We start from the raw sequence: 22,483 nt of genomic DNA on the forward strand, positions 1-22,483 counted from the left end.
ATGACACACAAAAGAATTAGAAAGTTTAATACTAAAGATACTTATCCCGAACAAAATCTAAATAATGATTTGTGTCAAGCGGTAGTAACAGAAGGTGGTAAAACTGTTTGGATGAGAGGGCAGTGTCCTCAAAACTTAGATGATGGAGGCAATATTGCTAGTATAGATCCAGCTGAACAAACTCACAAAGTAATGAAAAATATAAAACAACTTATTGAAGAAACTGGTGGAACAATGAACCATTTAGTAAAAATAGTTGTTTATATTACTGACATTAAAAATAGAGAAGCGATTTATCAAGTTATTGGTGAATACACAAAAGGTGTTTATCCAGTTTCAACAGGTTTAGTGGTTGAACGTTTAGCAAGACCAGAATGGTTAGTTGAAATTGATGCTACAGCGGTAATTCCAACATGACATTTTCATTAATTGGAAGATGTGAGAAAACCAACATGGTTGGTGTTGCAATCTCATCATCAAGTATTAGCGTTGCTAGTCGTTGCCCATGGGTAAGAGCAGGAGTTGGTGCAGCCTCAACGCAAAACGTTACTGATCCTAGCTTAGGAAACCTCATGTTATATTATTTAGAAAAAGGTTTAGAAGTTACAGAAGTAATTAATAAAATTATAAAAGAAGAAAAAAATATTGAATATCGACAATTACTTTTAATAGATAATAAAGGTAATACTTCACAGCACACTGGATCAAAAATCTTAGGAATAAGTGGTCTAGAAAAAGGATCAAATTGTATTGGTGCGGGCAATATGCTTAAATCTGAAATGATACCTAAAGCTATGGTTGATAATTTTACTAATAATCCAAATATTCACCTTGCTGAAAGATTGTTGCTTGCTCTTAAAGCTGGTTTAGAAGAAGGTGGAGAAGAGGGACCAGTTCATTCTGCTGGAATTAAAGTTGCTGATAATACTATTTGGCCACTTGTTGATTTACGAATTGATTGGTTAGAAAGCAAACCTATAGAAGAGCTTTATAAGCTGTGGAAAGTATTTGAACCTCAAATGAAAGATTATAAATCTAGAGCTTTAAATCCCTCTAAATCACCCAGTTATGGTGTTCCAGGAGACTTATAAACACATGATAGAAAAAAAATCTTTAGATTTACTTAAAACATTAATTGGATTTGACACCACAAGCTTTAAATCTAATTTAAATCTAATTAAGTTCATAGAAAATTATTTAAACCAATACAAAATAAAATCTGAATTAGTTTATGATGAAACTAAAAATAAAGCTAATTTGTTTGCAACAATAGGTTCTAATTCTTCAGGTGGTATTGTTCTTTCTGGTCACACTGATGTTGTTCCAGTTGCTAACCAAAAATGGGACAGTGACCCTTTTCAATTAATAGAAAAAGATGAAAAACTGTATGGCAGAGGAACCTCTGATATGAAAAGTTTTATAGGTTTAGTTTTAAGTCGTGTTCCTAAAATAGTTGAAAAAAAATTATCTAAACCAATTCATCTTGCTTTTTCTTATGATGAAGAAATAGGATGTGTTGGCGTACATGGTTTGCTGGACTTAATTGAAAAAAAATCAATTAAACCAGAGTTTTGTATTGTAGGAGAGCCTACAAGTATGGAGGTAGTCATAGGTCATAAAGGAAAACAAGCATACAGTGTTAAAGTTGAAGGATTAGCATGTCATTCTGGACAAGCACCCTTTGGTGTTAACGCTATTAATTACGCTTCAAAACTAATTGCTTATATTGACAAACTAAATAAAGAAAAATCAATTAATGGACCTTTTGATAATGATTATGAAGTTCCACACACTACTCTTCATACAGGTCTAATTAAAGGTGGAGCTATTTTGAATATAGTACCTGATTTATGTGAATTTGAATTTGAAGTAAGAAATTTAATAAAAGATGACCCCTTACAATTGGTTAAAAAAATTAAAGATTATGCCAACCAAAAATTAATAAAAGATATGCATAAAGTTTCATCCAAAACAGGAATTAGTTTTAATGAAAAAGTTAATTATCCTGCTTTAGATATGAGTGAAGATATTGATCTGGTAAAAAAGATTAAAGAATTGTTAGGAAATAATAAACATAAAAAAGTTGTTTATGGAACAGAAGCTGGTTTGTTTAAAAATAGATCTAATATACCAACTATTGTATGTGGACCTGGAAGTATAGACCAAGCACATAAGCCAAATGAGTTTATAAGTATTGAGCAAATTAATAGGTGTAGTAAATTTTTAGATAATTTAATTGATAGTCATTAATGATCAAATTTATTCTGCCAGCTATAATTGTCCTCTTGATTGTAGTATTCTGGGAAAAAATTACTGAAATAGTTTTTAAAAAATTTAATATTAGACTGAATTATATTATTGTGAGTGCTGTGTTAATAACTATCACTATAATAGTTTTATTAATCAATTTTTAAATTCAATGGTCTTATTATATTTCTCCTACCTAATCATAGTCGTAAATATTTTAATTTTGTCTGTTGGTTATGTAGCTAACATAGCTTTCATTGGTTTATTCTTGGGTGGTTTAATGGCTATCGGAACTGATCCTATTATTCTTATACTAGGTGCTTTGTTAGGTGCTGGATTAGTAGCTAAACCATATAAATTTTCAGTAATATATTTATGGCTAGGTGCAATGTTTTTAACAATGCTAGTTCATGTTATTTTAGGTACTACGAAAGTTATGGTAGATCTAGTTAAGTTTGATGCCTTACTAATAATTTCTGCATTCATAATTATTACTACAAGTTTCTTTAGACCACTGATTGCTGATATGACAGAGGATTTCGAAAAACCCACTACAAAAAAAGCTCCAAAGTAATGCCTAGAAAACCTAACTACAAAGATTTATTAAAAAAATTTAAAAAAAGAAATATTAAAAATCCAGAAAGAATAGCAACAGCCTATGTCAAAGGATTAACTGCAGGATCCAAAAAAAAAGCTGCTAAAAATTTAGCAGGGATTATAGATTAATGAAAAACTTTTAGGGATCGTGGTTCTGGGTTAGGATTTAATATGGGATTATTTGATTTTTTTTATGGCAACTTTATCACCGTGAGGTCTGTAATCAGGGTCTAATAAAGTCCTAGTCGCATTCATATCTGTCTTGATATATTGCTCTATAAGTTTGAATCTTTTAAAATGACCTTTTGTTTTAATATCTTGTGTAACTGTTTTCTCGGTCCATGTTTTTGGACTTTCGTTATCGAATGCAGCTCTTTTTTTAGGTCCCTTAATCAAAGTATCTAAACAGGTATCAAAAAATTTATTTTCAATAGCTTTTAAACATATTTTTCTAACTGTTAAATCAGGATCTTTGGACATTGTTTTAAATGCTTTACCATATGCAACATTCATTAATTCTCGGGCTATAGATTTTTCTCTTGGTTTAGAAACTTCGTATCCCTCTTCCTCTAATAATAATTTAGCTTCCACAAGTATTTCTGCTGTCTTCTTGTCTACGTTTGAATATTTCTTGTCAGCGATGCCCATATTGCAATTTTAATTTATCTAGGCATTTGGTGCAAGAGTAGTAATTTTAGATTTTGAAATTAATTTTGTCTAAAAATAAAGCCCTATATAACTAGTAAGACCTTGAGCAAACACACAGATAGAGCCCTATAAGACAACTAAATCCAGTTTTTGCTTCCCTAATCTTTCGTTGCCATTCTCTGTCACAAGATACGTTTCTCCTAAATTCATGGCTAAATTGCTGTCTGAATCCATAAGTATCATGTGCATGAAGAAGACATTACCAGGTTGGATAATATAAGGATTACCAGTGTAAAGCATTGGCCAGTCCATCCAGTTGGGAGAGAAGGTTGAACCTAATGAATAACCACAAGCATTCATTCTTGCTTTATTGTATCCAAGGTTATCAAAAGTTTTAGCGTGTATATCAAATACATCTCCAGCAGTTTTTCCTGGTATTAAAGTCTTTGCACAATTATTTAAAGCTTCAACACAGGCCTCATGCATCTTAATATGTTTTGGATCAGCTTTACCAATAGGGATAGTTCTAAACATTGCAGAGTGATAATGTTTATAAGTCCCAGCCCATTCAATAGTTAACTGATCAGTTTCTGATAGAATTCTTTTCTCAGATTGATATCTGCATAGTAATGCGTTGTGTCCTGATCCAATAATATATTCATTTGCTGGATAATCACCGCCACCTTCTAAAACAACTCTTTGCATTTCAGCTAAAATTTTTGCCTCACTAGTGCCAGCTTTTGCGTATTTCCACGCTTCATCAAGACCTAGATCAGCAAGTTCTGCAGCTTTTTTTACATAAACAATCTCCTCTTGTGATTTAATAACCCTATGCTTAGTAATTAATTCAGATTGATCTTCTACTTCACAATAACTTTCTAGTGATTTATTGAGTCTTAAAGCATTACGACCTGTCATACCGTAAGCTTCATATTCAATTCCAATTTTTTTATCTTTTAAATTTAGTTCATTTAAGATGATTTTAAGATTATCTGTAGGGTTAGATTGGTCTTTATCTACCCAAATTCTTATATCTTCAATGTTTGAGGTATTTTGTGCTTGTCTTAAATCTGGAGCCCTTGTTAAAAGAATAATGTTTCCTTTTTGGTCTAGTATTAAAGTTTGAAAAAAAACATAACCAAAGGTGTCATATCCTGTAAGCCAAAACATAGACTCTTGTCTGAACATTAAAAGAGCATCTAGGTTTTGCTCTTTCATAGAATTTAATATTGCTAGTTTTCTTTTTTTAAATTCTTGTTTGCTAAAGTGTAATGCCATAATAAAAACTATAACTTTTAAAAATATTAACCACAAGTAAGCTTAAATTTTATTTTTTCATATTATAACAAACACAAATTATTGTTAAATATTAAGGCTTTTTAAACGATATTATAAAATTAATGAATAATTGCTTTAGCGGATCCGAGTTGAGCTACTTTTCCAGTGTAAAGACCTTTACCTAGAATTGGCACAACACCAACAGTCGATCCGGTGAATACATAAAAATCTTTATCAAGACTTACTTTATCTTTTTTTAATTCATTCAACACAAATCTTAGTGAGTTTAATGGATTTATATAAACAGTATTTGTATTTCCATTAACACTTTGTCCAATTTTTTTATTAGCAATATTTGTCTTTAAGTTTCCTATATTAATTTTTTTATATTTTTTCTTTTGCCCAATCAAAAATTTAACATTAGCACCAAAATCACTACATAAATCACCAAAACTAGTTATACCTTTTTTCTTTTGTCTATAACCAATAACTTCAATACAAGTAGCCATATGTGAAATGTGCTTTGTCACATTTTTCATAGTAATTGACCCTTTGGATGAGAAAAAGTTTTTCTTAATTAGGTAACAAACTTCAAGCTCTATACCTAAAGTAGATTTATTAATTTTTACTTTTTTTCCACTTTTTATAAAATTCTTTTCAAAAATAGAAGCATAGAAAGGCTTTTTTTCTTTAAGTTTTTTCATGACAGGTATACCTGTACCTGCAGCTTTAAATCCAATTATTGGATCTTTAATTTTACTCTCACATAATTTTCTTAGCTTTTCAGCTTCGCTTAATGTTTTTGTAAATTTTGTTGGAAGGGGTGCAATCATTTTATTATTAATAAATGCACTAACTAATTTATCTGCTGTTTTTTCTATTAAAGATTTTTTCATTCTTAGTTAATTAATATAATAAAAAGATTTAGTCTAGATTAAAACTTATTTATTTACTTAATCTTTTGTAGATTGAGTAAGTACAAAAATACCAGAAAGCGTTATTATCACAGCTCCAACAATTGTAAATAAATCAGGAATATCGTTATAAAAAATATAACCGAAAATTATAGCCCAAAATATTAAAGTATAATGAAAAGGTTGAATAATACTTGCTCTAGTCATACTCAAAGCAATTATTTGAAGATAAATTCCTAATGAGAAAAAAATACCAACAATTAAAAAAAGAATGTAAGACGATGAGGATACTGGACTCCAAAAGTTTGAAGCTAATAAAGACATAACAAAAATACCAATGATAGAAGTGTAAAATAATGATGTTTCAGTTGTGTCATGCTCAGACACTTTTTTTGTTACAACTTGATAAAGTCCCAATACAAATGCTGCTAAAAGTGGCAATAAAGCTTTAGGATCAAAAATTGAAGAGGTGGGTCTTAAAATAATTAAAACACCAACAAATCCAACAAAAATTGCTATCCATGTTTTTGTGGATACTTTTTCTTTTAAAAAAATAGCTGATAAAGCAACAACGATCACTGGTGCTAAAGAGCCCACACTGTGAGCGTCTGCAAGTGATAAATATTTAAAAGATAATACAAAGCATCCAGATTCTATAACAGATAATAAACTCCTAAAAATTTGCCACTTAATACTTTTTGATTTGTAAAAATTAATATTATTTTTTCTCTTTGATTCTACTAGACTTAAAAATAAAACAAAAAAGTACTTAACAAGCATTAATTGAAATACGGAGTGATATAAAATTAATGTTTTTTGTGTAGCATCTAATATGGAGAAAGAAAAATAAGCAAGAATTCCAAATATTATACCTATGGATTGTTTAGAGATTATCATTAAGGATCTATTTGATTTCTAAAATTGTTGCAGGATCTAGTCTGGTACCAAACCAATTAAGCCTTACATCTAGATGAGGTCCAGTTGATCTACCTGAAGATCCAACAGTTGCGATGATATCTCCTTTTTTAACGTGATCACCTACATTTACAAAAATTTCATCCATATGCATGTATAGAGTTGAAATTCCATGACCATGATCAAATATTAAAGTTGCACCTGTATAAAATAAGTCTTTTTCAGCTAGAGTAACAATACCATTATTCATTGCTTTAACAGGAGTACCTTTTTTTTGGGCAAAATCCAAACCATAGTGAGGCCATTTGGGTATACCATTTAAAATTCTTTGGCTGCCATAAACACCAGTAATTATTGCATCATCAACTGGTATAATAAATTTTTCTTTAAAAAACTGTAAGTCACTTTCAATCTCTCTTGCATCAGCTATTAATTTATTTTCTTTTTTAATTCTTACGTAAAATTCCTCAGGTGGTGTAACTTTTTTTTTAGGTAAGCCATCAATTTTTTGAATATTGTATTTTCTCTTTTTTATTTTTTTTACAATTTTGTTATTGTTTTCAGTGATTGTAATGTCAAATTTTCTATCTTTTTCAATCCCAAATGCAAAATAACCATCCTTTGAAACTTTAACTTTTTTTTTATCTACAAAAATTGATGACCCAGGTTCAGTTTTTCCAATAATAAAATGTCCTTGAATAAATTTTCCCTGAAATTCTAATGCAAAAGATTGAGTTGAAAAAAATAATGCTACTAATAAAAGTAATCTATGTATTACTTTGCAGTCCATCCACCGTCTACTAAGATTGATGTGGCCGTAACCATTGATGACGCAGAAGAAGCTAAAAAACAAACACTTGTTGCAACATCACTTTCTGTTGCTAATTTTCCCATGGGTATGTTCCCTAAAGCTAGCTTTTTAAATTCTTTGTTTTTAAAAAATTTTTTAACCATTGGTGTTGCAACAAAAGTAGGGGCTACTGTATTTACTCTAATATTGTTTTTTGCAAGTTCTACACCCATACCTTTAGTTAAACCTTCAATTCCAAATTTTGTCATATTATAAACATTTCTACCAGCCATTCCCACATGACCAAGTTGAGAGGACATGTTAATAATTGATCCACCTCTTTTTTTATTCTTTAACATTTTTTTAACAACTAATTGAGCCACATTAAAAGCAGCTTTTAGGTTTAAATCTACCAAGTAGTTCATGCTTTCTTGTTTAATTTTTTCAAAAGGTTCTGGAATATTTGTTCCAGCATTATTAACTAAAATATCTATAATTTTAATCTTATCTAGGTTTTCTTTTAAATCTTTGTAATTCATTACATCACAATTAACTTTGATAACTTTACCTTTTATCTTTTTTATTTCTTTTTCAAGTTTATCAAGATCTGATTGAGTTCTGCTTAATGCAATGATTGTTGCACCAGCTTCAGCAAGAGCAATAGAGCAGGCTCTTCCTAATCCTTTACCAGCACCTGTAACTAATGCATATTTGTTTTTAAGATTTATTTTTTGTAAGTACATTTAGATAAATAATTTTAAATCAGTAAAGATTAATTCAATTGCAACAACCAGTATAGCAATCAAACCAATCCATGCTATCCATTTATATTCATTAATCCACCTTGATATTACGGTTGCAGCTGTTGCCATAAGAATTATTGATAAAGCTAAACCAAAAACTAGCAATACATAGTGATCACCAGCAGCGCCAGCTACACCTAAAACATTATCCAAACTCATTGTAAAATCAGCAAGTAAAACTGTCCAGATAGCTTTCATAAAACTTGAGTTATCTACCTTAACGTCTTCGTCGCCTGGCTGACCTTTGATTACATCTGTGTAGAGTTTGTAGACTATATAAAGAAGAAGCAATCCTCCTATCAATCTTAAGCCTGTTATTTGCAATAAATAGGCAGTTAACATGGTTAAAATAATTCTTAAAATTACTGCACCACCTATTCCCCAAAAGATTACCTTTTTTCTTTGTTCAGCTGGAAATTTAGAAGCAACCATTCCAATAATAATGGCATTGTCACCAGCTAATACTAAATCTATAAATATAATTTGACCTAAGATTACAAGTTGTTCAGGTCCGAATAATTCTGCAAACATTAACTGCTTAGTATCATATCAGCACCTTTTTCTGCAATCATTATTGTGGGTGCATTAGTGTTTCCAGAGGTAATATTGGGCATGATCGAGGCGTCTATTACTCTTAAATTTTTAATTCCATGAACTTTCAACTGATCATCAACAACAGCCATATCATCTTGACCCATTTTACATGTTCCAACAGGGTGAAATATTGTTTGAGCATAATCTGCCGCTGCTTTTAATATATCCTCATCTTCTACTAAATGAGGTCCAGGACGATATTCTTCTGGGCTAAATTTTTTGAAAGTCTCAGACTCTAAAACAATTTTTCTTGTTAACTTAAGACCAGCTGCTGCAATTCTTCTATCTTCATCAGTTGACAAATAATTCATTTTTATTTTTGCATAAGTTCTGGAATCTTTATCTGTTACACTGATATGTCCTCTACTAGTGGGTCTTATTTGTGAAACTGTTGGAGTGAAACCGTGAAAATCATGATTTTTAGTTTCACCCAACGTATCCATACTCATTGGTTGAACATGCCACTGTAAATCAGGCAGTTCTAAAGATGTATCACTTTTTGCAAACATACACATTTGACTTGCACCCATAGTCATAGGTCCACTTCTATTAAAGACATACTCTAATCCAATTAATAAATTCCCAAATAAACTGTTAATTTTTTTATTAAGAGATTTTATATTTTGTATTTTATATATTGGTCTAAACATTAAATGGTCTTGTAAATTTTCACCCACACCCTTTAATTCATGTACCATCTCAATTCCTAATTTTTTTAATTTATCTGAATTACCAACTCCAGACACTTGTAATAATTGTGGAGAACCAATTGCCCCTGAAGATAAGATGATTTCTTTATTAGCGCTTACAGTGAATAATTCATTTTCAATCCAGTACTCAACTTCTTTAGCAACTTTATTTTCAAAATTAATCTTTTTAACATGAGCTTTTGTAACTATTTTTAGATTAGGTCTTTTTTTTATAGGGTTAAGATAACCAACAGCAGTGCTACATCTAAAGCCATCTTTTTCAGTTACCTGAAAATAACCACAACCATGATTGTCTCCTGTATTAAAATCTTTAGTTTTTGGAATACCAAATTCTTCAGCAGCTTTTTGGAATTCATTTAACAGTGGTAATTGTATTCTTTGGTCTGAAACTGATAAAGGTCCATTAACTCCATGGAACTCACTTGGGCCTCTTTCTTGATTTTCTGCTTTTATAAAATAAGGTAATACATCATCCCAGCTCCAACCCTTGTTACCCAATTGTCTCCAGATATCATAGTCTCTACTTTGACCTCTAACATATAATAAACCATTAATTGAAGAGCTTCCGCCTAAAGTTTTACCTCTAGGGTACCTTATAGATCTATTGTTCATACTCTCATCAGGCTCTGTATTATAACACCAGTCTACATCTGGATTGTGTATGGTTTTAAAATATCCAACAGGAATATGAATCCATGGATAATTGTCTTTGCCACCAGCTTCAATTAAAAGAACTTTATTTTTTGGGTTTTCAGACAATCTATTTGCCAAAACACACCCAGCTGATCCTGCTCCAACAATGATGTAGTCAAAATTATCCATATATATTTTTATAAATTAATTTTTATTAATAATCTAATTATAAGTATATTATCTAATTTTTTATCAATTTATATTGTGATGTTATTAATCAAGCAATTTTAAAAAACTATCAAATTGTTGGCTATCCATATTAATAGATTGTTTTTTTCCAGGAAATTTTCCGCTCATAGAATCTTTTTTAAATGCTTTTAATGCCTTTATTCTTTTAATTTCAATTTCATTCTTTAATTTTAATAAATTTTCATAAGCCTTAGCATGTCTTGGCGGTTTGGCAGTTTCACCACAAATATCCTCCATAAATAAATATATTACATCTGCTTTTTTGCCTGAACCCATTGATATAGTGATCATACTTGTTCTATTCGAAATTTCTTTCATTACATTTTCTGGTATTACCTCACCCTCTACCGCAAACGCTCCAGCGTTTTCTAGATCTTTAAATTTTTGGAATAGTTCATGCGCTTCTTTTGGAGTTTTACCAACAGCTCTTAAGCCACCAAACCATGAAGATTTTCTTGGGACCAAACCAAGATGACCCATCACAGGAATATCTTCATTAGCCAACATTTCTATTATTTGTGTGCTTCTTGGAGTAAATACAGCATCTGCACCGTTTTCTAATGCCTTAAATGCACCTTTTAAAATTTCATCTTTGGTTACAAACTCTTCCCAAAATAATGAAGCTGTTAAAAATAATTTATTTGAACCTTTTCTCACTTTATTCACATTTTTTGAATTTGATATGATCATATCAATTCCAGCTTCTTCTGCCGCATAAGCCTCACCAATAGTATTTGCTCTAACTTGTGTAAATTTTTTTTTTCCTTTTGCTGCTTTAAGATCGGCTATTGTTAAGTTTCTTTGTGCCAACTCTACGGACCATGTATATATATTTTTCATAGTATCTTTATAGATTAATAGTTGTCTTTATAGATTAAAAGTTAACATAAATCTAACTTTTCTATTTTGGTATACTTTTAATACTACTAGGTGTTATTAATTGACAAAATTAATCTTCATTGTTAACTTAAAAATTATGCTTAACGGTGAACAGTTATCTATTTATAAAAAAGACGGTTTAGTTAAGAGTTTGACATGTTTGTCAAAAGACAAAATACAAGATTTAAATAATGCACTAGATAAATATTTAGATGACCACAAATCTGAAAATACAGAATTTGTGACTGGCCTATATGAAAGAGATAATAATTTTTTAAAATTTGCAATGTATCCAGAAATAATTAGTGAGGTAAAACAATTAATTGGTGAGGATATAATTCTTTGGGGATCTTCATTGTTTTGTAAAAAAGAAAAAAATGGAAAAGAAACACCTTGGCATCAAGATGGGGAGTACTGGCCTATTAAACCATTAGAGTCAGTAACTGTTTGGTTGTCTATAGATGAGGTGACAGAAGAAAATGGTCCACTTCAATATATACCAGGATCCCATTTGAATAGAAAACTAGCTGAGCACAATACGTTAGACTCAACTAATGTTACTTTAAACCAGACGCTAAAAAATATTGATAATATTAAAGATCAAGCTAAATCAGTAATCTTAAAACCAGGAATGTTTTCTATGCATGACGTTTATCTATTTCATGGATCTAGAGCCAATAATTCTGGAAAAAGAAGAGCGGGTCTTACCTATAGATATATGCCAACCTCTTCTTTTTTTGATCATGAAGGTGCTAAAACTATAGAGGATAAAGTTGGCTATTCACTTCAAAGACAGTTGCATTTAGTTAGTGGGAAAGATAAAGCCTCAAATAAAATTTATCAAGATCATACAAACAGAGTAAGTTGACAGCTTCAATTCAATAATAATCTAACAATATATAGAAAATCATATTTATTTCTGATAATTGAACAATTATTAAATAATGAAAAAAATATTAACATTTATATTCACAATTTTTTTATCCTTATCATTTCAAGTTCAGTCTGTTGAAATTGAAATTATCACTGATAAGCCTGGTACGGGAAAAAAGATTATACAACATTCATGGGTTCAACTTGAATACACTGGCTCGTTTGAAAATGGAAAAGTTTTTGATACAAATATTGGTAAGGATAGACCTTTAGTAGTGCAAATGAGCATGAAAGAGGTAATTCCTGGTTTTGAACAAGGAATAATAGGAACCACCAAAGGAACTAAAAGAAAAATTAAAATTCCAGCTGAACTAGCCTATGGAAAAAAGGGTGGTGGAGATATTATACCACCTAATACAGATCTGATATTTGAATTTGAAGTAATTGACGTTTTGGATCCAAGTTATAAATCAGTTTCATCAGATGAATTAATAGACATGATTGAAAATAATGCTGTGGCACTTGATATTAGAACAGAAGAAGAGTGGGATAAAACTGGTGTTATCAAAGGTTCATTCCCAGAAACAGCTTTTGATAAAAATGGTAAATTTCAAGTTTATGTTATGGATAAAATTAGAGCATTAGCAGCTTCTCAATCTCAAGATGTTAATCTAATTTTTATAAGTCATGATGGAGAGACTGCATCAATGTTAGCTAATTCATTTTCTGAAGATTTGGGCTTTACTAATATTTCGGTTTTAAAAGGTGGAATTAAAGCTTGGCAGAGTGAAAATAAAACACTTGGCCCTCATAAGTAATATAATTTTATCCGTAGAAGTTTTTTCTTTGTAAGTTTTTAAATCTAATTTCATCATGTAATAAATCGATTACTCTTTCTTGATCTTTTTCAATAACACGTGACATCTTTCTTTTATTAATGCTTCCCCATTTAACTAATGACCTAATTATGGGTAAACTAGAGTTTCCAAATTGTGTTAATGAATATTCAACAGTTATTGGGTTTGACTTCACAACTTTTCTTTTTACAAGAGTGTCATTCTCCATTTCTTTTAATTGTTTAGACAACATTTGAGAAGTTATCGTATCTAAATCTTTCTTGAGTTTACCAAATCTTATGGGTTTATTAATTAACTTTTCAAGAATCTTAATCTTCCACTTTCCACTAATTAATTTTAATGCATTATTTAACGGATCTTTATTTATTTCTAATTTATTTACCATAGTATGTTTAGTATACTAGTTTAGTTATAATACCAAAAAAAATTTTATATTTATTAATTCTTTTGATTAATATTTTAAAAAGTAATAGCCTAATTAAAATTAAAAATTTTTATAACAGGATTTCAATGAAACTAAAAAATAAAATAGCAATAGTCACAGGTGGTGGAAAAGGAATTGGTGCAGAGATTTGTTTAAGACTAGCAAGTGAGGGAGCAAAAATTGTTATAGCTGAAATGGATATTGAAAATGGTGAAAAAATTTCTAAAAAAATTCAAGACAACAATGGTGAAGCAATTGTTGTAGAAACAAATGTTGCTGAAGAAGATAGTGCAAATAACATGGCTGAAGCAGCTATTAAAAAATTTGGTAAGATTGATATTCTTATTAACAATGCTGGTATAAGACATATTAACAATATTCTAGATCATACAAAACAGCAATGGGATGACATGATATCAGTAAACTTAACTGGACCATATCTGTGCTGTAAGTCTGTTATTCCTCATATGATAAAAAATGGTAAAGGAAAAATTATTAATTTTGGATCTATTGCAAGTTTTATGGGTAGACCTGATAGAGTAGCCTATGTTGCTGCAAAATCTGGTATACTTGGTTTAACGAGAGCCTTAGCGGTCGATTTAACTGGGAAAAATATCAATGTTAATACTATTTGTCCTGGGCTAATTTCAACACCCTTCAATCAAAAATTTGCTGAAGACCCTGCTAATGGAGAAGCTTGGGGAAAAGAAACAATAGTTGGACGTTGGGGTTTACCGTCTGATATATCTGGTGCAGCTGTTTTTCTATCTAGCGATGATGCCGATTTTATAAATGGATCTGAGATAAAAATTGACGGTGGATGGTTAGCTGCAAAAACAAGAAAAGGTGAAATAAGCAATTAATGAGTGATGATTTTAAAAATAATTTAGAACTAGCACTAGGTAATGCAAAAAGATTATCTAATAAAATTTTAATCAATGGAAAATTGTCACCAGCTGAAGCTGAAGCTAAAATTAGTGTATTAAATCCAAGTACAGGTGAAAATATTGGTGAAGCTCCACAGTGTAATAAGGTTGATGTAAATATAGCAGTTGATTCAGCAGAAGCTGCATTTCAAAAATGGAAAAAAGTACCTGCGAGAGAACGTGGTAAAATAATGACGGCTGCTGCTAGAAAATTAGAGGATAGAAAAATTGAAATTGAAACACTATTAGCTTTAGATACGGGTAACGCACTTAGAACTCAAGCCATACCAGAGACAGCAGCATCAATTGAATTAACTCATATGTTTGCTGGACTTGCAGGAGAAATAAAAGGTGAAAATTACCCACCAAATATTCCAAATACAATTCATTACACAACTAAAGATCCAATTGGAGTTGTTTGTGCAATTATTCCTTGGAACGCTCCTTTATTTTTGACTGTTGCAAAAATTGCACCAGCTATTGTAGCGGGAAATACTGTAGTGTTAAAAACTGCTGAGCAAGCACCATTTTGTGCTTTGCTTTTATGTGAAATATTACAACAAGAGCTTCCTCCTGGAGTTTTAAATGTCATTTCAGGTTATGGAGAAGAGTGTGGTGAACCATTAATTGATCATCCTAAAGTTAGAAAGGTTACTTTTACAGGATCGTTTTCTGTTGGAAAAATTATTGCAATGAAGGCTGCTTCAAAATTATGTCCTGTTACATTAGAATTAGGTGGAAAAAACCCAAATATTATAATGAGTGATGCTGACTTAGATATAGCAATACCAGGTGTAATTGATGGTATGAGGTATACTCGTCAAGGCCAAGCATGCACGGCCGGATCGAGGGTTTATATACACGAAAAAATTTATGATAAAGTTTTAGAAGGTGTGGTTTCTAAACTAAGTAAACTTAAGATGGGAAATGCACTTGATACTAAATCTGATATTGGTGCAATAATATCTGATGAGCAGCTCAAAAGAACCTTACATTATATGGATATCGCAAAAAAAACCTCATCTGCAAAAGTATTACATGGTGGCAATCAACCTAATGGAGGAGATTATAAGGAAGGTTTCTTTTATGAGCCAACTTTATTGTCAGGGGTTCCTGTAGAATCTCCTGTATGCCAAGAAGAGGTATTTGGGCCTGTAGCTTGCGCAATTCCATTTAAAAATTTTGATGAAGTTATGAGAAGTGCTAACGACACACCCTTTGGTTTATCAGCAGTTTTATGGACACAAAATCTATCTAGAGCATTGCAATTTGTAGATGAGATTGAAGCTGGTTTTGTTCAGGTAAATCAATGTGCTGCTCCAAGAGCTAATGTTTCTTACGGAGGAATTAAAATGAGTGGTTTAGGTAAAGAATATGCTTTTGATAGTATGATTAACCACTTCACACAAAGTAAAACAGTTTTAATTAATAGAGGTAAATCAAATTTAGATGACTAATCATATCGCATTTATAGGTGTTGGAAATATGGGAAACCCTATGGCCGATCAATTAGTAAAAGCCGGCAATGAAGTAAAAGCTTTTGATGTTTCACCAGAGGTAATAAAAATTGCAAAAGAGTCAGGTTTAAATGTTGTATCCACTATTGATGAATTATTAGATGGTGCCAGTACTGTTATATCTATGTTACCGGAAGGTAAACATGTTCGATCTCTTTATTTAGGAGATAAAGGAATATTAAATAAAATTCCAAAAGAATGCTTGATAATTGATTGCTCAACAATTGATATTGAGACCTCTCTAGAGTTAGGCAATGAAGCAAAAAAACTTGGAATTAAAATGATAGATGCACCAGTTACTGGTGGTGTGATGGGAGCAAGAATTGGAAAATTAAATTTTTTAGTAGGTGGAAGTGAAGAAGCTGTAGCATTAGCAAAACCTTTGTTTGATATTATGGGACAAAAGATCTTACATGCAGGCGCTCAAGGAAGTGGAGTAGGGGTAAAAATTTGCAACAACATGTCTTTAGGAATTTCTATGATAGCAGCATCCGAATCTTTAATGTTAGCTAAAAGATTAAAAATGGATATTAAAAAGGTTCATGAAATAATAAAAGCTGCTTCTGGAAATAATTGGGCTATGACTAATTATACACCTTTACCAAATCTTACTGATGGAGTTCCTTCAAATAATAAATACCGACCAGGTTTTACGGCGGCAATGATGAGGAAGGATTTAAGATTAGCCATGGATGCTGCTCAGTCAGTTGATGCCTCCACACCATTAGGTAAAGCTGCTTTAGAAATTTTTTCAAAATTCTGTGATGAGGGTGATAGTGATACTGACTATTCAGGTATATCTAAAATGATTGGTGGTGATGCTTGGAATTACCCATTTGATCCAAAAGGAAATAAATAAAAATTTTATTTGTTAAGTAATTTAACATTATAAAAAGCATACCAAGAAGCTCCTGCAACTATAATAAACCATAGGTTGTATCTCTAATGTTTATTTTATTTTAAGTTTTACTTTTCTCTTACAATAATGTTTATTTCTATTCTTATTAAGACTTAATAAAAAAACAGAGAGGGAAAAACATGAAAAAAATCACAACATTGATTTTAAGTTTAGTTTTTGCAGTATCTATTATTGCTTCTGCTTCTGCTAAAACTTTAAAAATACAAATGACCTTTCCGAAAACTTCTTATGATGCACAAATCGTAGGAATGTGGACTGAAAGAGTTACTGGCCTTACTGGCGGTTCATTAAAATTTGAACTTCTAGGAGCTGGAGAAGTTGTAGGTGTTAAAGAAACATTAGAAGCTGTTGACAAGGGTCTTGTTGATGGTGGTGCTGCTTGGACTCACTATTGGTCTAACTATCACCCTGCTGCAATGTTATTTGGTTCGCCAGTTGCAGGTGGTGGTATTGGTTTAAGTACTAAATCTTGGTTAGCATGGTATTTTGATAACGGTGGAAAAGCTTTATACGATCAACTATGGGACGAAATGGGTATGAACGTAAAAGGTTTCATCATGGCATCTTCTGGTCCAGAAGCTTTAGGTTGGTTTAAAGAACCGATCAACAGCATGGCTGATTTCAGAAAATACAGATTCAGAACTCCTCCGGGAATTCCTGGTCAAACATACAAAGACATTGGTGTTGCATCAGTTTCAATGGGTGGTGGAGATATTCTTCCAGCACTTGAAAAAGGAACAATCGATGCTGCTGAATGGTGTTGTCCAAAACCAGATCTAGTATTTGGCTTCCAAAAGGTTTTAAAAAATTACTACCTTCAGGGCCTACACCAAAACGTTGTAAATGGAGACGTGTTCTTCAACAAGGATGTTTATAATAAGTTAACTGACCAAGAGAAATATGCTATGGAAATTGCTTCTGAAGCGATGATAACTAGAAACATTACAAACAGAGCTGTTGAAAATGGAAAAGCGTTGATTGAATTAACTACCAAACACGGTGTTATACTTCATGATACTCCAGCAGATTACTTTGTTGAATATATGGCTGCTGCTAAAGCTACTATTCTAAAGAACTCAAAAGAAAATAAGTTCTTTGATGAAGTTTACCAGCACATGACTGCTCATGCAAAAATCGTAGTACCTTTTATTGCTCAAATGGAAACATCTGATGCATCAATTGGAACTGCATTTGCAAACGCGCAAAAGTAAATAGATAATTTAAACGGGGGCTTAATAATTTTAAGTCCCCGTTTTTTTAAATAAAAAAATTTTAATCCAAGTTTCAAATCAATAAAATGGTAAAAAATAAATCTCATTCTGCTGGTGTTAAAGAAACTTTAGATATTACAGATGAGTTAATAGCAGAGCGTCGTACTAGCTTAAAAATGCCTAAGGACATGACTCCTTGGATGGCAAAAACTATAGAGTTTATTGACCTTAACATGTTAAGAGTTGGTAAAATAGTTTGTTGGATGGTAATTCCTTTAATTTTTGCAATGACTTTTGAAGTTATTGGTAGACATTTTTTTAACAGACCAACTCTTTGGGCTTATGATATTACCAGAATGATTGCAGGAGCATTTTTTATGTTGGGTGCTGGTTATGCATTATCAAAAGGTATTCATATAAGAGCTGATTTTTTATATAGAAATTGGAATGTTAAAACTCAAGCAAAAGTGGATCTATTCTTATATTTATTATTCTTCTTTCCGGGTTTCATAGTCTTTTTTTTGGTAAGCTTTGATTATGCTTACACTTCTATATGTGGGAAATCTATTTTAGCAGAATGCTTAGACGGAAAAGTTAGAATTCAAAGAGCAATGGATACTACTTGGATGCCAGTAATGTGGCCATTAAAAAGCTGCATGCCAATTGGAGCTTTTTTATTATTAATTCAAGGAATATCAGAATTATTTAAAACATATTATGCCTTTGTAAAAGGTAGATGGCCGTAATGGAAATTTTTTCACAAGAATTAATTGGAGCAATAATGATAGGGGTAATGTTATTTGCTATCTTTATTGGTTTTCCTATTTCATTCACATTAATATTTTTAGGTCTTGTGTTTGGTTACTGGGGTTTTGGAAAGTTAGTTTTTTATTTAATGACCCTACAGTTCAATATGATTATGACAGAAAGCACACTGGTTGCTGTCCCACTCTTTATATTTATGGGCATATTAATGGAATCTGCAGGTCTTATGGAAAGACTATTTTCAGCTATACAATTAATGCTATCCAGAACAAGGGGCGCATTATTTTATGCAGTTATGTTTGTGTCTACAATTTTTGCAGCTGCAACAGGAATAGTTGGAGCATCAGTAACAATTCTTGGAATTATGGCAGGTAAAACTATGATTAAATCTGGATACGATACTAGATTGTCAGCAGGTTTAATATGTGCTGGAGGAACTCTTGGAATTTTAATTCCACCAAGTATCATGTTGGTGGTAATGGGGCCTGTTTTAGAAATCCCAGTAACAGATTTATTTGCTGCAGCAATAATTCCTGGAATAATGTTGGCATTTCTTTATGCTCTTTACACCACTGTTAGATGTTATTTTGATCCAAAACTTGGTCCAATTTTACCAAAAAGTATGCAACCAAAAAGTATGGGTAAAGTTTGGATAGAATTCTTTTTAGGGTTAGTACCTCCTGCAGGGTTAGTATTTTTTGCTCTAGGTAGTATATTATTTGGTTTAGCAACACCTACTGAAGGTGCTGGTATAGGAGCTATTGGATCGGTTATTTTAGCACTAGCATATAGAAAATTAACTTTAAAAAATTTAAAAAATTCTTTAATTAAAACTTTAGAGATTACTGCATTAATAATGTTTTTAGTTGCTGCATCAAATTTCTTTGGAGCAGTTTTTTCAAAATTAGGAACACCATCTTTATTAACTGAATTTTTGTTAAATCTTGATGTTAATAGATATGTTGTTTTGGCTATATTAATGGCAGTAATTTTCTTGTTAGGTTGGCCTTTAGAGTGGGTACCAATAGTTCTTATTGTATTACCAATTTTTGTTCCATTAATTAAAGAATTAGATTTTAACTTAACTTGGTTTGCAATACTAGTAGCTGTAAATTTACAGACCGCCTGGCTTTCTCCACCTGTAGCTCTATCTGCGTATTTTTTAAAAGGTGTTGTGCCAGAGTGGGAACTTAAAGATATTTACCTTGGTATGATGCAGTTTATGGGAATACAGGTTTTAGGTTTAATCTTAATTATTGTATTTCCCCAGATTGCACTTTGGTTACCTAGTGTAATGTACCCTTAAAAATTTATTTTTTATTAATATAAGGAATTACAGTTCCAATTAAAATAATTCCTAATGAAAAAAATATCTTAAAAGTAATTTCAGCATCTATTACCAACCAGGCAGATAAAGCACCTATAGGTCCTGTTAAAGGATACATAAGACTAATCCTACCAACCGGAACTCTTCTTAAGGCGTAATTATAAAATAAATAAGAACCAAAAGTTATAAACGATAAAGTGGTTGCAGCTATTACTGATGGTGTAAAATCTAATTGAAATGAACGGCTAAAGGTAGAGTTAGGCCAAATAATAAATAATATCAAAAATGACAAAATGAAACCGGTAAAATATTGATAAGTATTTACGCCTAGTTGGTTAACATTAGTCTGCATTTTTTTTCGACCAATAACTTCATTAATTGAAGCCAAAGTCATTCCTGCAAAAATAATAAAATCTCCAATATAATTTCCCTGACCAATAATAGTTTGACTCGATAAGAGGATATAAGTTCCAATAATTGTTATAACAGCACCTATTAAAACCTTTATCTCAATTTTTTCATTTAAAAATATTCTAGCAACAAAAGGCTGCATGATTGGCATTGTACTTATAATCGCAACACCGTTGATAGGTGACGTAAGCATTAAACCTACATGAAAAGCTAATGTTACAAGAAAAGGATTTAATAAACCCATTAAAAATGGTGTTAGACCTATTTTTTTTATTGATAAGTCGACTCTCATTATCAGAGCAAAAATTAACATAAGTAAAAAAGCAATTGCAAACCTTACAGCTAATAGATCAACAATTTGAAACTCTTCTAGAGCGAGCTTTACAAACGGAGGACCTGAACCAAACCCAATTACAGCAATAAACATTGCTAAGTAACCAATATTTTTTTTAAGAAAGAGCATTAGATTAAAAATACTATTACAAATGAAAAAAAAAGATATTCCAATTTAACTAATTAGTTTATTATTTATTAGTGATTCAGCATAAAAATAAAATTAATCTTATTAACTGGGAACTGGTATCAGTTAACCCAAATGATAAAACTTGGGATTGGAAGGATATTTTTTGTTTTTGGGGTATCAATATACAAAGTGTTATTGCTTTTTCCTTAATAGCATCATTATACCTTGTTTATGACTTAAACGTTGCAGTTGTTTTTTTAGGATGTTTAATTGGATCTCTTCTAGTTTATTTTTTAGCTAACTTGATAGGAAAGCCATCTCAAAAATATGGTCTTCCATTTCCTGTTATTTTAAGGACCTCATTAGGTGTGTTTGGGGCAAAATATTTTTCTTTAATAAGAGGCTTTGTTGGTATCTTCATGTTTGGAATACAAACATATTTTTTATCAAAAGCATTTAGTTACTTAATTAGAATATTTTTCTTTTCTGTTGATAATACTTTTCTTCAACATGATATTTTTTTAGTTTTTATTTCAGGTCTTAATATTATTGATTGGGCCTCTTTTCTAATAGCAATTCTATTACAATCTTTTTTATTTAGTAAAAGTCATAAATTTAATAAGTTAATTATTAATTATTCAGCAATAACAGTTTATTCTGGAATGTTGTTATTTTTTTTTGTTGTACTTCTTTTGGATGTTAAAGAGGTTTCAAGATCATTTGCTGATATTTTTACTTATAACAATATATTTCTTAAGAGTAATATTACTCCTTTAATTACTGTAGTTGGAATAGTGTTTGCTTACTTTTCAATTATTCTTGTAAATTTTGGAGATTTTGCTCGTTACGTTAAGAATAAAGAAGAATTAAAAAAAGGTAATTTGAGTTTATTTTTAAATCTTATTATATTCTCATTTTTTACTGTGTTTATAGTTGTTGGGGCTGATGTAATTTTTCATCAAAAACTTAAGGATATTGGAAAGATACTTACAAATCCTACAGATATTGTGGGAACTTTAGATAATATTATTATAACTGTAATAGTTTTATTTTTCATTATTATAGCTTCTGCCTCTACCAATTTAATTGCAAATTATGTGCCAGCTCAAAACTCTTTGTTAAATTTTTTTCCAAGTAAACTTAATCTAAAAACTTCTTCTTATATTATTGTTATTTTTGGATTTATAATTGGTATTTTTTGGTTACCATTATTAAGCCAGATAGGAATTTTATCTTTTGTCGATACTTTTGCTTCATTTTTTGGACCTCTCTTTGGTGTTATGATTGTAGATTATTATTTAGTTAAAAAATCAAACTTAGATAATAAAGATATATTTTCAGCAGAACCTGATGGAGCCTATTTTTATTCTAATGGATGGCATGTAAAAGCTTTATATTCTATAGCTTTGGGATTTATTTTTGCTGCCTCAACAATTTGGAACCAAAGTTTAATGAATTTTAATTCTTACTCATGGTTAATTGGTGCTTTTATCTCTTCATTGACTTACTATTTATTAGCAAGTAAATAATTTT

At 30.9% G+C, this 22,483-nt stretch carries 25 protein-coding genes; 14 read left to right on the forward strand and 11 right to left on the reverse strand.

The window, feature by feature from the left end; genetic code table 11:
* The 5 genes from ABXT72_RS02755 to ABXT72_RS02775 all read left to right on the forward strand — a co-directional run bounded on the left by ABXT72_RS02755 (position 1) and on the right by ABXT72_RS02775 (position 2,973).
* Positions 1–417 carry a RidA family protein gene (locus tag ABXT72_RS02755; RefSeq protein WP_415278921.1) on the forward strand — a complete coding sequence of 139 codons (417 nt, stop codon included), beginning with the start codon at positions 1–3 and terminating at the stop codon, positions 415–417.
* Entirely contained in the window at positions 414–1,091 is a 678-nt protein-coding gene (locus ABXT72_RS02760; RefSeq protein ID WP_415278923.1) for a DUF1028 domain-containing protein, read from the forward strand. Before ABXT72_RS02755 ends, ABXT72_RS02760 begins: the two co-directional genes overlap by 4 nt.
* A gap of 4 nt (positions 1,092–1,095) precedes the next feature.
* On the forward strand, positions 1,096–2,250 hold the full coding sequence (argE, locus tag ABXT72_RS02765) for an acetylornithine deacetylase (RefSeq protein WP_415278924.1): 1,155 nt from the start codon (positions 1,096–1,098) through the stop codon (positions 2,248–2,250).
* 169 nt (positions 2,251–2,419) lie between these two features.
* Positions 2,420–2,821 (forward strand): hypothetical protein, encoded by a 402-nt coding sequence (locus ABXT72_RS02770; protein ID WP_415278926.1) that lies wholly within the window; start codon positions 2,420–2,422, stop codon positions 2,819–2,821.
* The gene (locus ABXT72_RS02775) at positions 2,821–2,973 is read left to right on the forward strand and encodes a hypothetical protein (protein ID WP_168606561.1); all 153 of its coding nucleotides are present in this window, start codon (positions 2,821–2,823) and stop codon (positions 2,971–2,973) included. The genes ABXT72_RS02770 and ABXT72_RS02775 overlap by 1 nt, the downstream gene beginning before the upstream one ends.
* Positions 2,974–3,021: 48 nt before the next feature.
* Here the strand turns inward: ABXT72_RS02775 and ABXT72_RS02780 are convergent, their stop codons facing one another.
* The 9 genes from ABXT72_RS02780 to ABXT72_RS02820 form a co-directional block, all read right to left on the reverse strand.
* Positions 3,022–3,492, reverse strand: coding sequence for a hypothetical protein (locus ABXT72_RS02780; RefSeq protein ID WP_415278927.1), 471 nt, complete (start codon positions 3,490–3,492; stop codon positions 3,022–3,024).
* 126 nt (positions 3,493–3,618) lie between these two features.
* Positions 3,619–4,770 (reverse strand): M24 family metallopeptidase, encoded by a 1,152-nt coding sequence (locus tag ABXT72_RS02785; RefSeq protein WP_415278929.1) that lies wholly within the window; start codon positions 4,768–4,770, stop codon positions 3,619–3,621.
* Between the two features lie 119 nt (positions 4,771–4,889).
* A complete protein-coding gene (locus ABXT72_RS02790; protein ID WP_415278931.1) occupies positions 4,890–5,666 on the reverse strand; it encodes a fumarylacetoacetate hydrolase in 777 nt (258 codons plus the stop codon).
* 57 nt (positions 5,667–5,723) lie between these two features.
* Positions 5,724–6,581, reverse strand: a complete 858-nt coding sequence (locus ABXT72_RS02795; protein ID WP_415278932.1) for a DMT family transporter — start codon at positions 6,579–6,581, stop codon at positions 5,724–5,726.
* 7 nt (positions 6,582–6,588) lie between these two features.
* A complete protein-coding gene (locus ABXT72_RS02800; RefSeq protein ID WP_415278934.1) occupies positions 6,589–7,389 on the reverse strand; it encodes a M23 family metallopeptidase in 801 nt (266 codons plus the stop codon).
* On the reverse strand, positions 7,374–8,132 hold the full coding sequence (locus ABXT72_RS02805) for an SDR family NAD(P)-dependent oxidoreductase (protein WP_415278935.1): 759 nt from the start codon (positions 8,130–8,132) through the stop codon (positions 7,374–7,376). Before ABXT72_RS02805 ends, ABXT72_RS02800 begins: the two co-directional genes overlap by 16 nt.
* Positions 8,133–8,723: a TerC family protein gene (locus ABXT72_RS02810; RefSeq protein ID WP_415278937.1), complete on the reverse strand. Its 591-nt coding sequence runs from the start codon at positions 8,721–8,723 to the stop codon at positions 8,133–8,135.
* Positions 8,723–10,318 carry a GMC family oxidoreductase gene (locus ABXT72_RS02815; protein ID WP_415278939.1) on the reverse strand — a complete coding sequence of 532 codons (1,596 nt, stop codon included), beginning with the start codon at positions 10,316–10,318 and terminating at the stop codon, positions 8,723–8,725. The genes ABXT72_RS02810 and ABXT72_RS02815 overlap by 1 nt, the downstream gene beginning before the upstream one ends.
* An 84-nt stretch (positions 10,319–10,402) precedes the next feature.
* Entirely contained in the window at positions 10,403–11,218 is an 816-nt protein-coding gene (locus tag ABXT72_RS02820) for a 3-methyl-2-oxobutanoate hydroxymethyltransferase (RefSeq protein WP_415278941.1), read from the reverse strand.
* Positions 11,219–11,318: 100 nt separating this feature from the next.
* Between ABXT72_RS02820 and ABXT72_RS02825 the strand changes: the two genes are divergently transcribed.
* Complete coding sequence (locus tag ABXT72_RS02825; RefSeq protein ID WP_415278942.1) at positions 11,319–12,125, forward strand: phytanoyl-CoA dioxygenase family protein; 807 nt, start codon at positions 11,319–11,321, stop codon at positions 12,123–12,125.
* Positions 12,126–12,201: 76 nt separating this feature from the next.
* On the forward strand, positions 12,202–12,948 hold the full coding sequence (locus ABXT72_RS02830; RefSeq protein ID WP_415278943.1) for an FKBP-type peptidyl-prolyl cis-trans isomerase: 747 nt from the start codon (positions 12,202–12,204) through the stop codon (positions 12,946–12,948).
* Positions 12,949–12,955: 7 nt separating this feature from the next.
* Here ABXT72_RS02830 and ABXT72_RS02835 read toward each other — a convergent pair whose 3' ends face one another.
* Positions 12,956–13,372: a winged helix-turn-helix transcriptional regulator gene (locus ABXT72_RS02835; RefSeq protein WP_415278944.1), complete on the reverse strand. Its 417-nt coding sequence runs from the start codon at positions 13,370–13,372 to the stop codon at positions 12,956–12,958.
* A gap of 125 nt (positions 13,373–13,497) precedes the next feature.
* Here ABXT72_RS02835 and ABXT72_RS02840 point away from each other — a divergent pair, with 125 nt between their 5' ends.
* The 6 genes from ABXT72_RS02840 (at position 13,498) to ABXT72_RS02865 (ending at position 20,055) form a co-directional block, all read left to right on the forward strand.
* Positions 13,498–14,274, forward strand: coding sequence for an SDR family NAD(P)-dependent oxidoreductase (locus ABXT72_RS02840; protein ID WP_415278945.1), 777 nt, complete (start codon positions 13,498–13,500; stop codon positions 14,272–14,274).
* Positions 14,274–15,794: an aldehyde dehydrogenase family protein gene (locus ABXT72_RS02845; protein ID WP_415278947.1), complete on the forward strand. Its 1,521-nt coding sequence runs from the start codon at positions 14,274–14,276 to the stop codon at positions 15,792–15,794. The genes ABXT72_RS02840 and ABXT72_RS02845 overlap by 1 nt, the downstream gene beginning before the upstream one ends.
* The gene (gene mmsB / locus ABXT72_RS02850; protein ID WP_415278948.1) at positions 15,787–16,713 is read left to right on the forward strand and encodes a 3-hydroxyisobutyrate dehydrogenase; all 927 of its coding nucleotides are present in this window, start codon (positions 15,787–15,789) and stop codon (positions 16,711–16,713) included. Before ABXT72_RS02845 ends, mmsB begins: the two co-directional genes overlap by 8 nt.
* 179 nt (positions 16,714–16,892) lie before the next feature.
* A complete protein-coding gene (locus tag ABXT72_RS02855) occupies positions 16,893–17,984 on the forward strand; it encodes a TRAP transporter substrate-binding protein (protein ID WP_415278950.1) in 1,092 nt (363 codons plus the stop codon).
* 86 nt (positions 17,985–18,070) lie between these two features.
* Entirely contained in the window at positions 18,071–18,730 is a 660-nt protein-coding gene (locus tag ABXT72_RS02860; RefSeq protein WP_415278952.1) for a TRAP transporter small permease subunit, read from the forward strand.
* Positions 18,730–20,055, forward strand: a complete 1,326-nt coding sequence (locus tag ABXT72_RS02865; RefSeq protein ID WP_415278953.1) for a TRAP transporter large permease — start codon at positions 18,730–18,732, stop codon at positions 20,053–20,055. The genes ABXT72_RS02860 and ABXT72_RS02865 overlap by 1 nt, the downstream gene beginning before the upstream one ends.
* 4 nt (positions 20,056–20,059) lie before the next feature.
* Here ABXT72_RS02865 and ABXT72_RS02870 read toward each other — a convergent pair whose 3' ends face one another.
* On the reverse strand, positions 20,060–20,950 hold the full coding sequence (locus ABXT72_RS02870; RefSeq protein WP_415278955.1) for a DMT family transporter: 891 nt from the start codon (positions 20,948–20,950) through the stop codon (positions 20,060–20,062).
* A gap of 71 nt (positions 20,951–21,021) precedes the next feature.
* Here ABXT72_RS02870 and ABXT72_RS02875 point away from each other — a divergent pair, with 71 nt between their 5' ends.
* Positions 21,022–22,479 carry a cytosine permease gene (locus ABXT72_RS02875; protein WP_415278957.1) on the forward strand — a complete coding sequence of 486 codons (1,458 nt, stop codon included), beginning with the start codon at positions 21,022–21,024 and terminating at the stop codon, positions 22,477–22,479.
* Positions 22,480–22,483 lie beyond the last annotated feature (4 nt).

The organism is Candidatus Pelagibacter sp. Uisw_094, from assembly GCF_047729535.1.
Taxonomy (GTDB): Bacteria; Pseudomonadota; Alphaproteobacteria; order Pelagibacterales; family Pelagibacteraceae; genus Pelagibacter.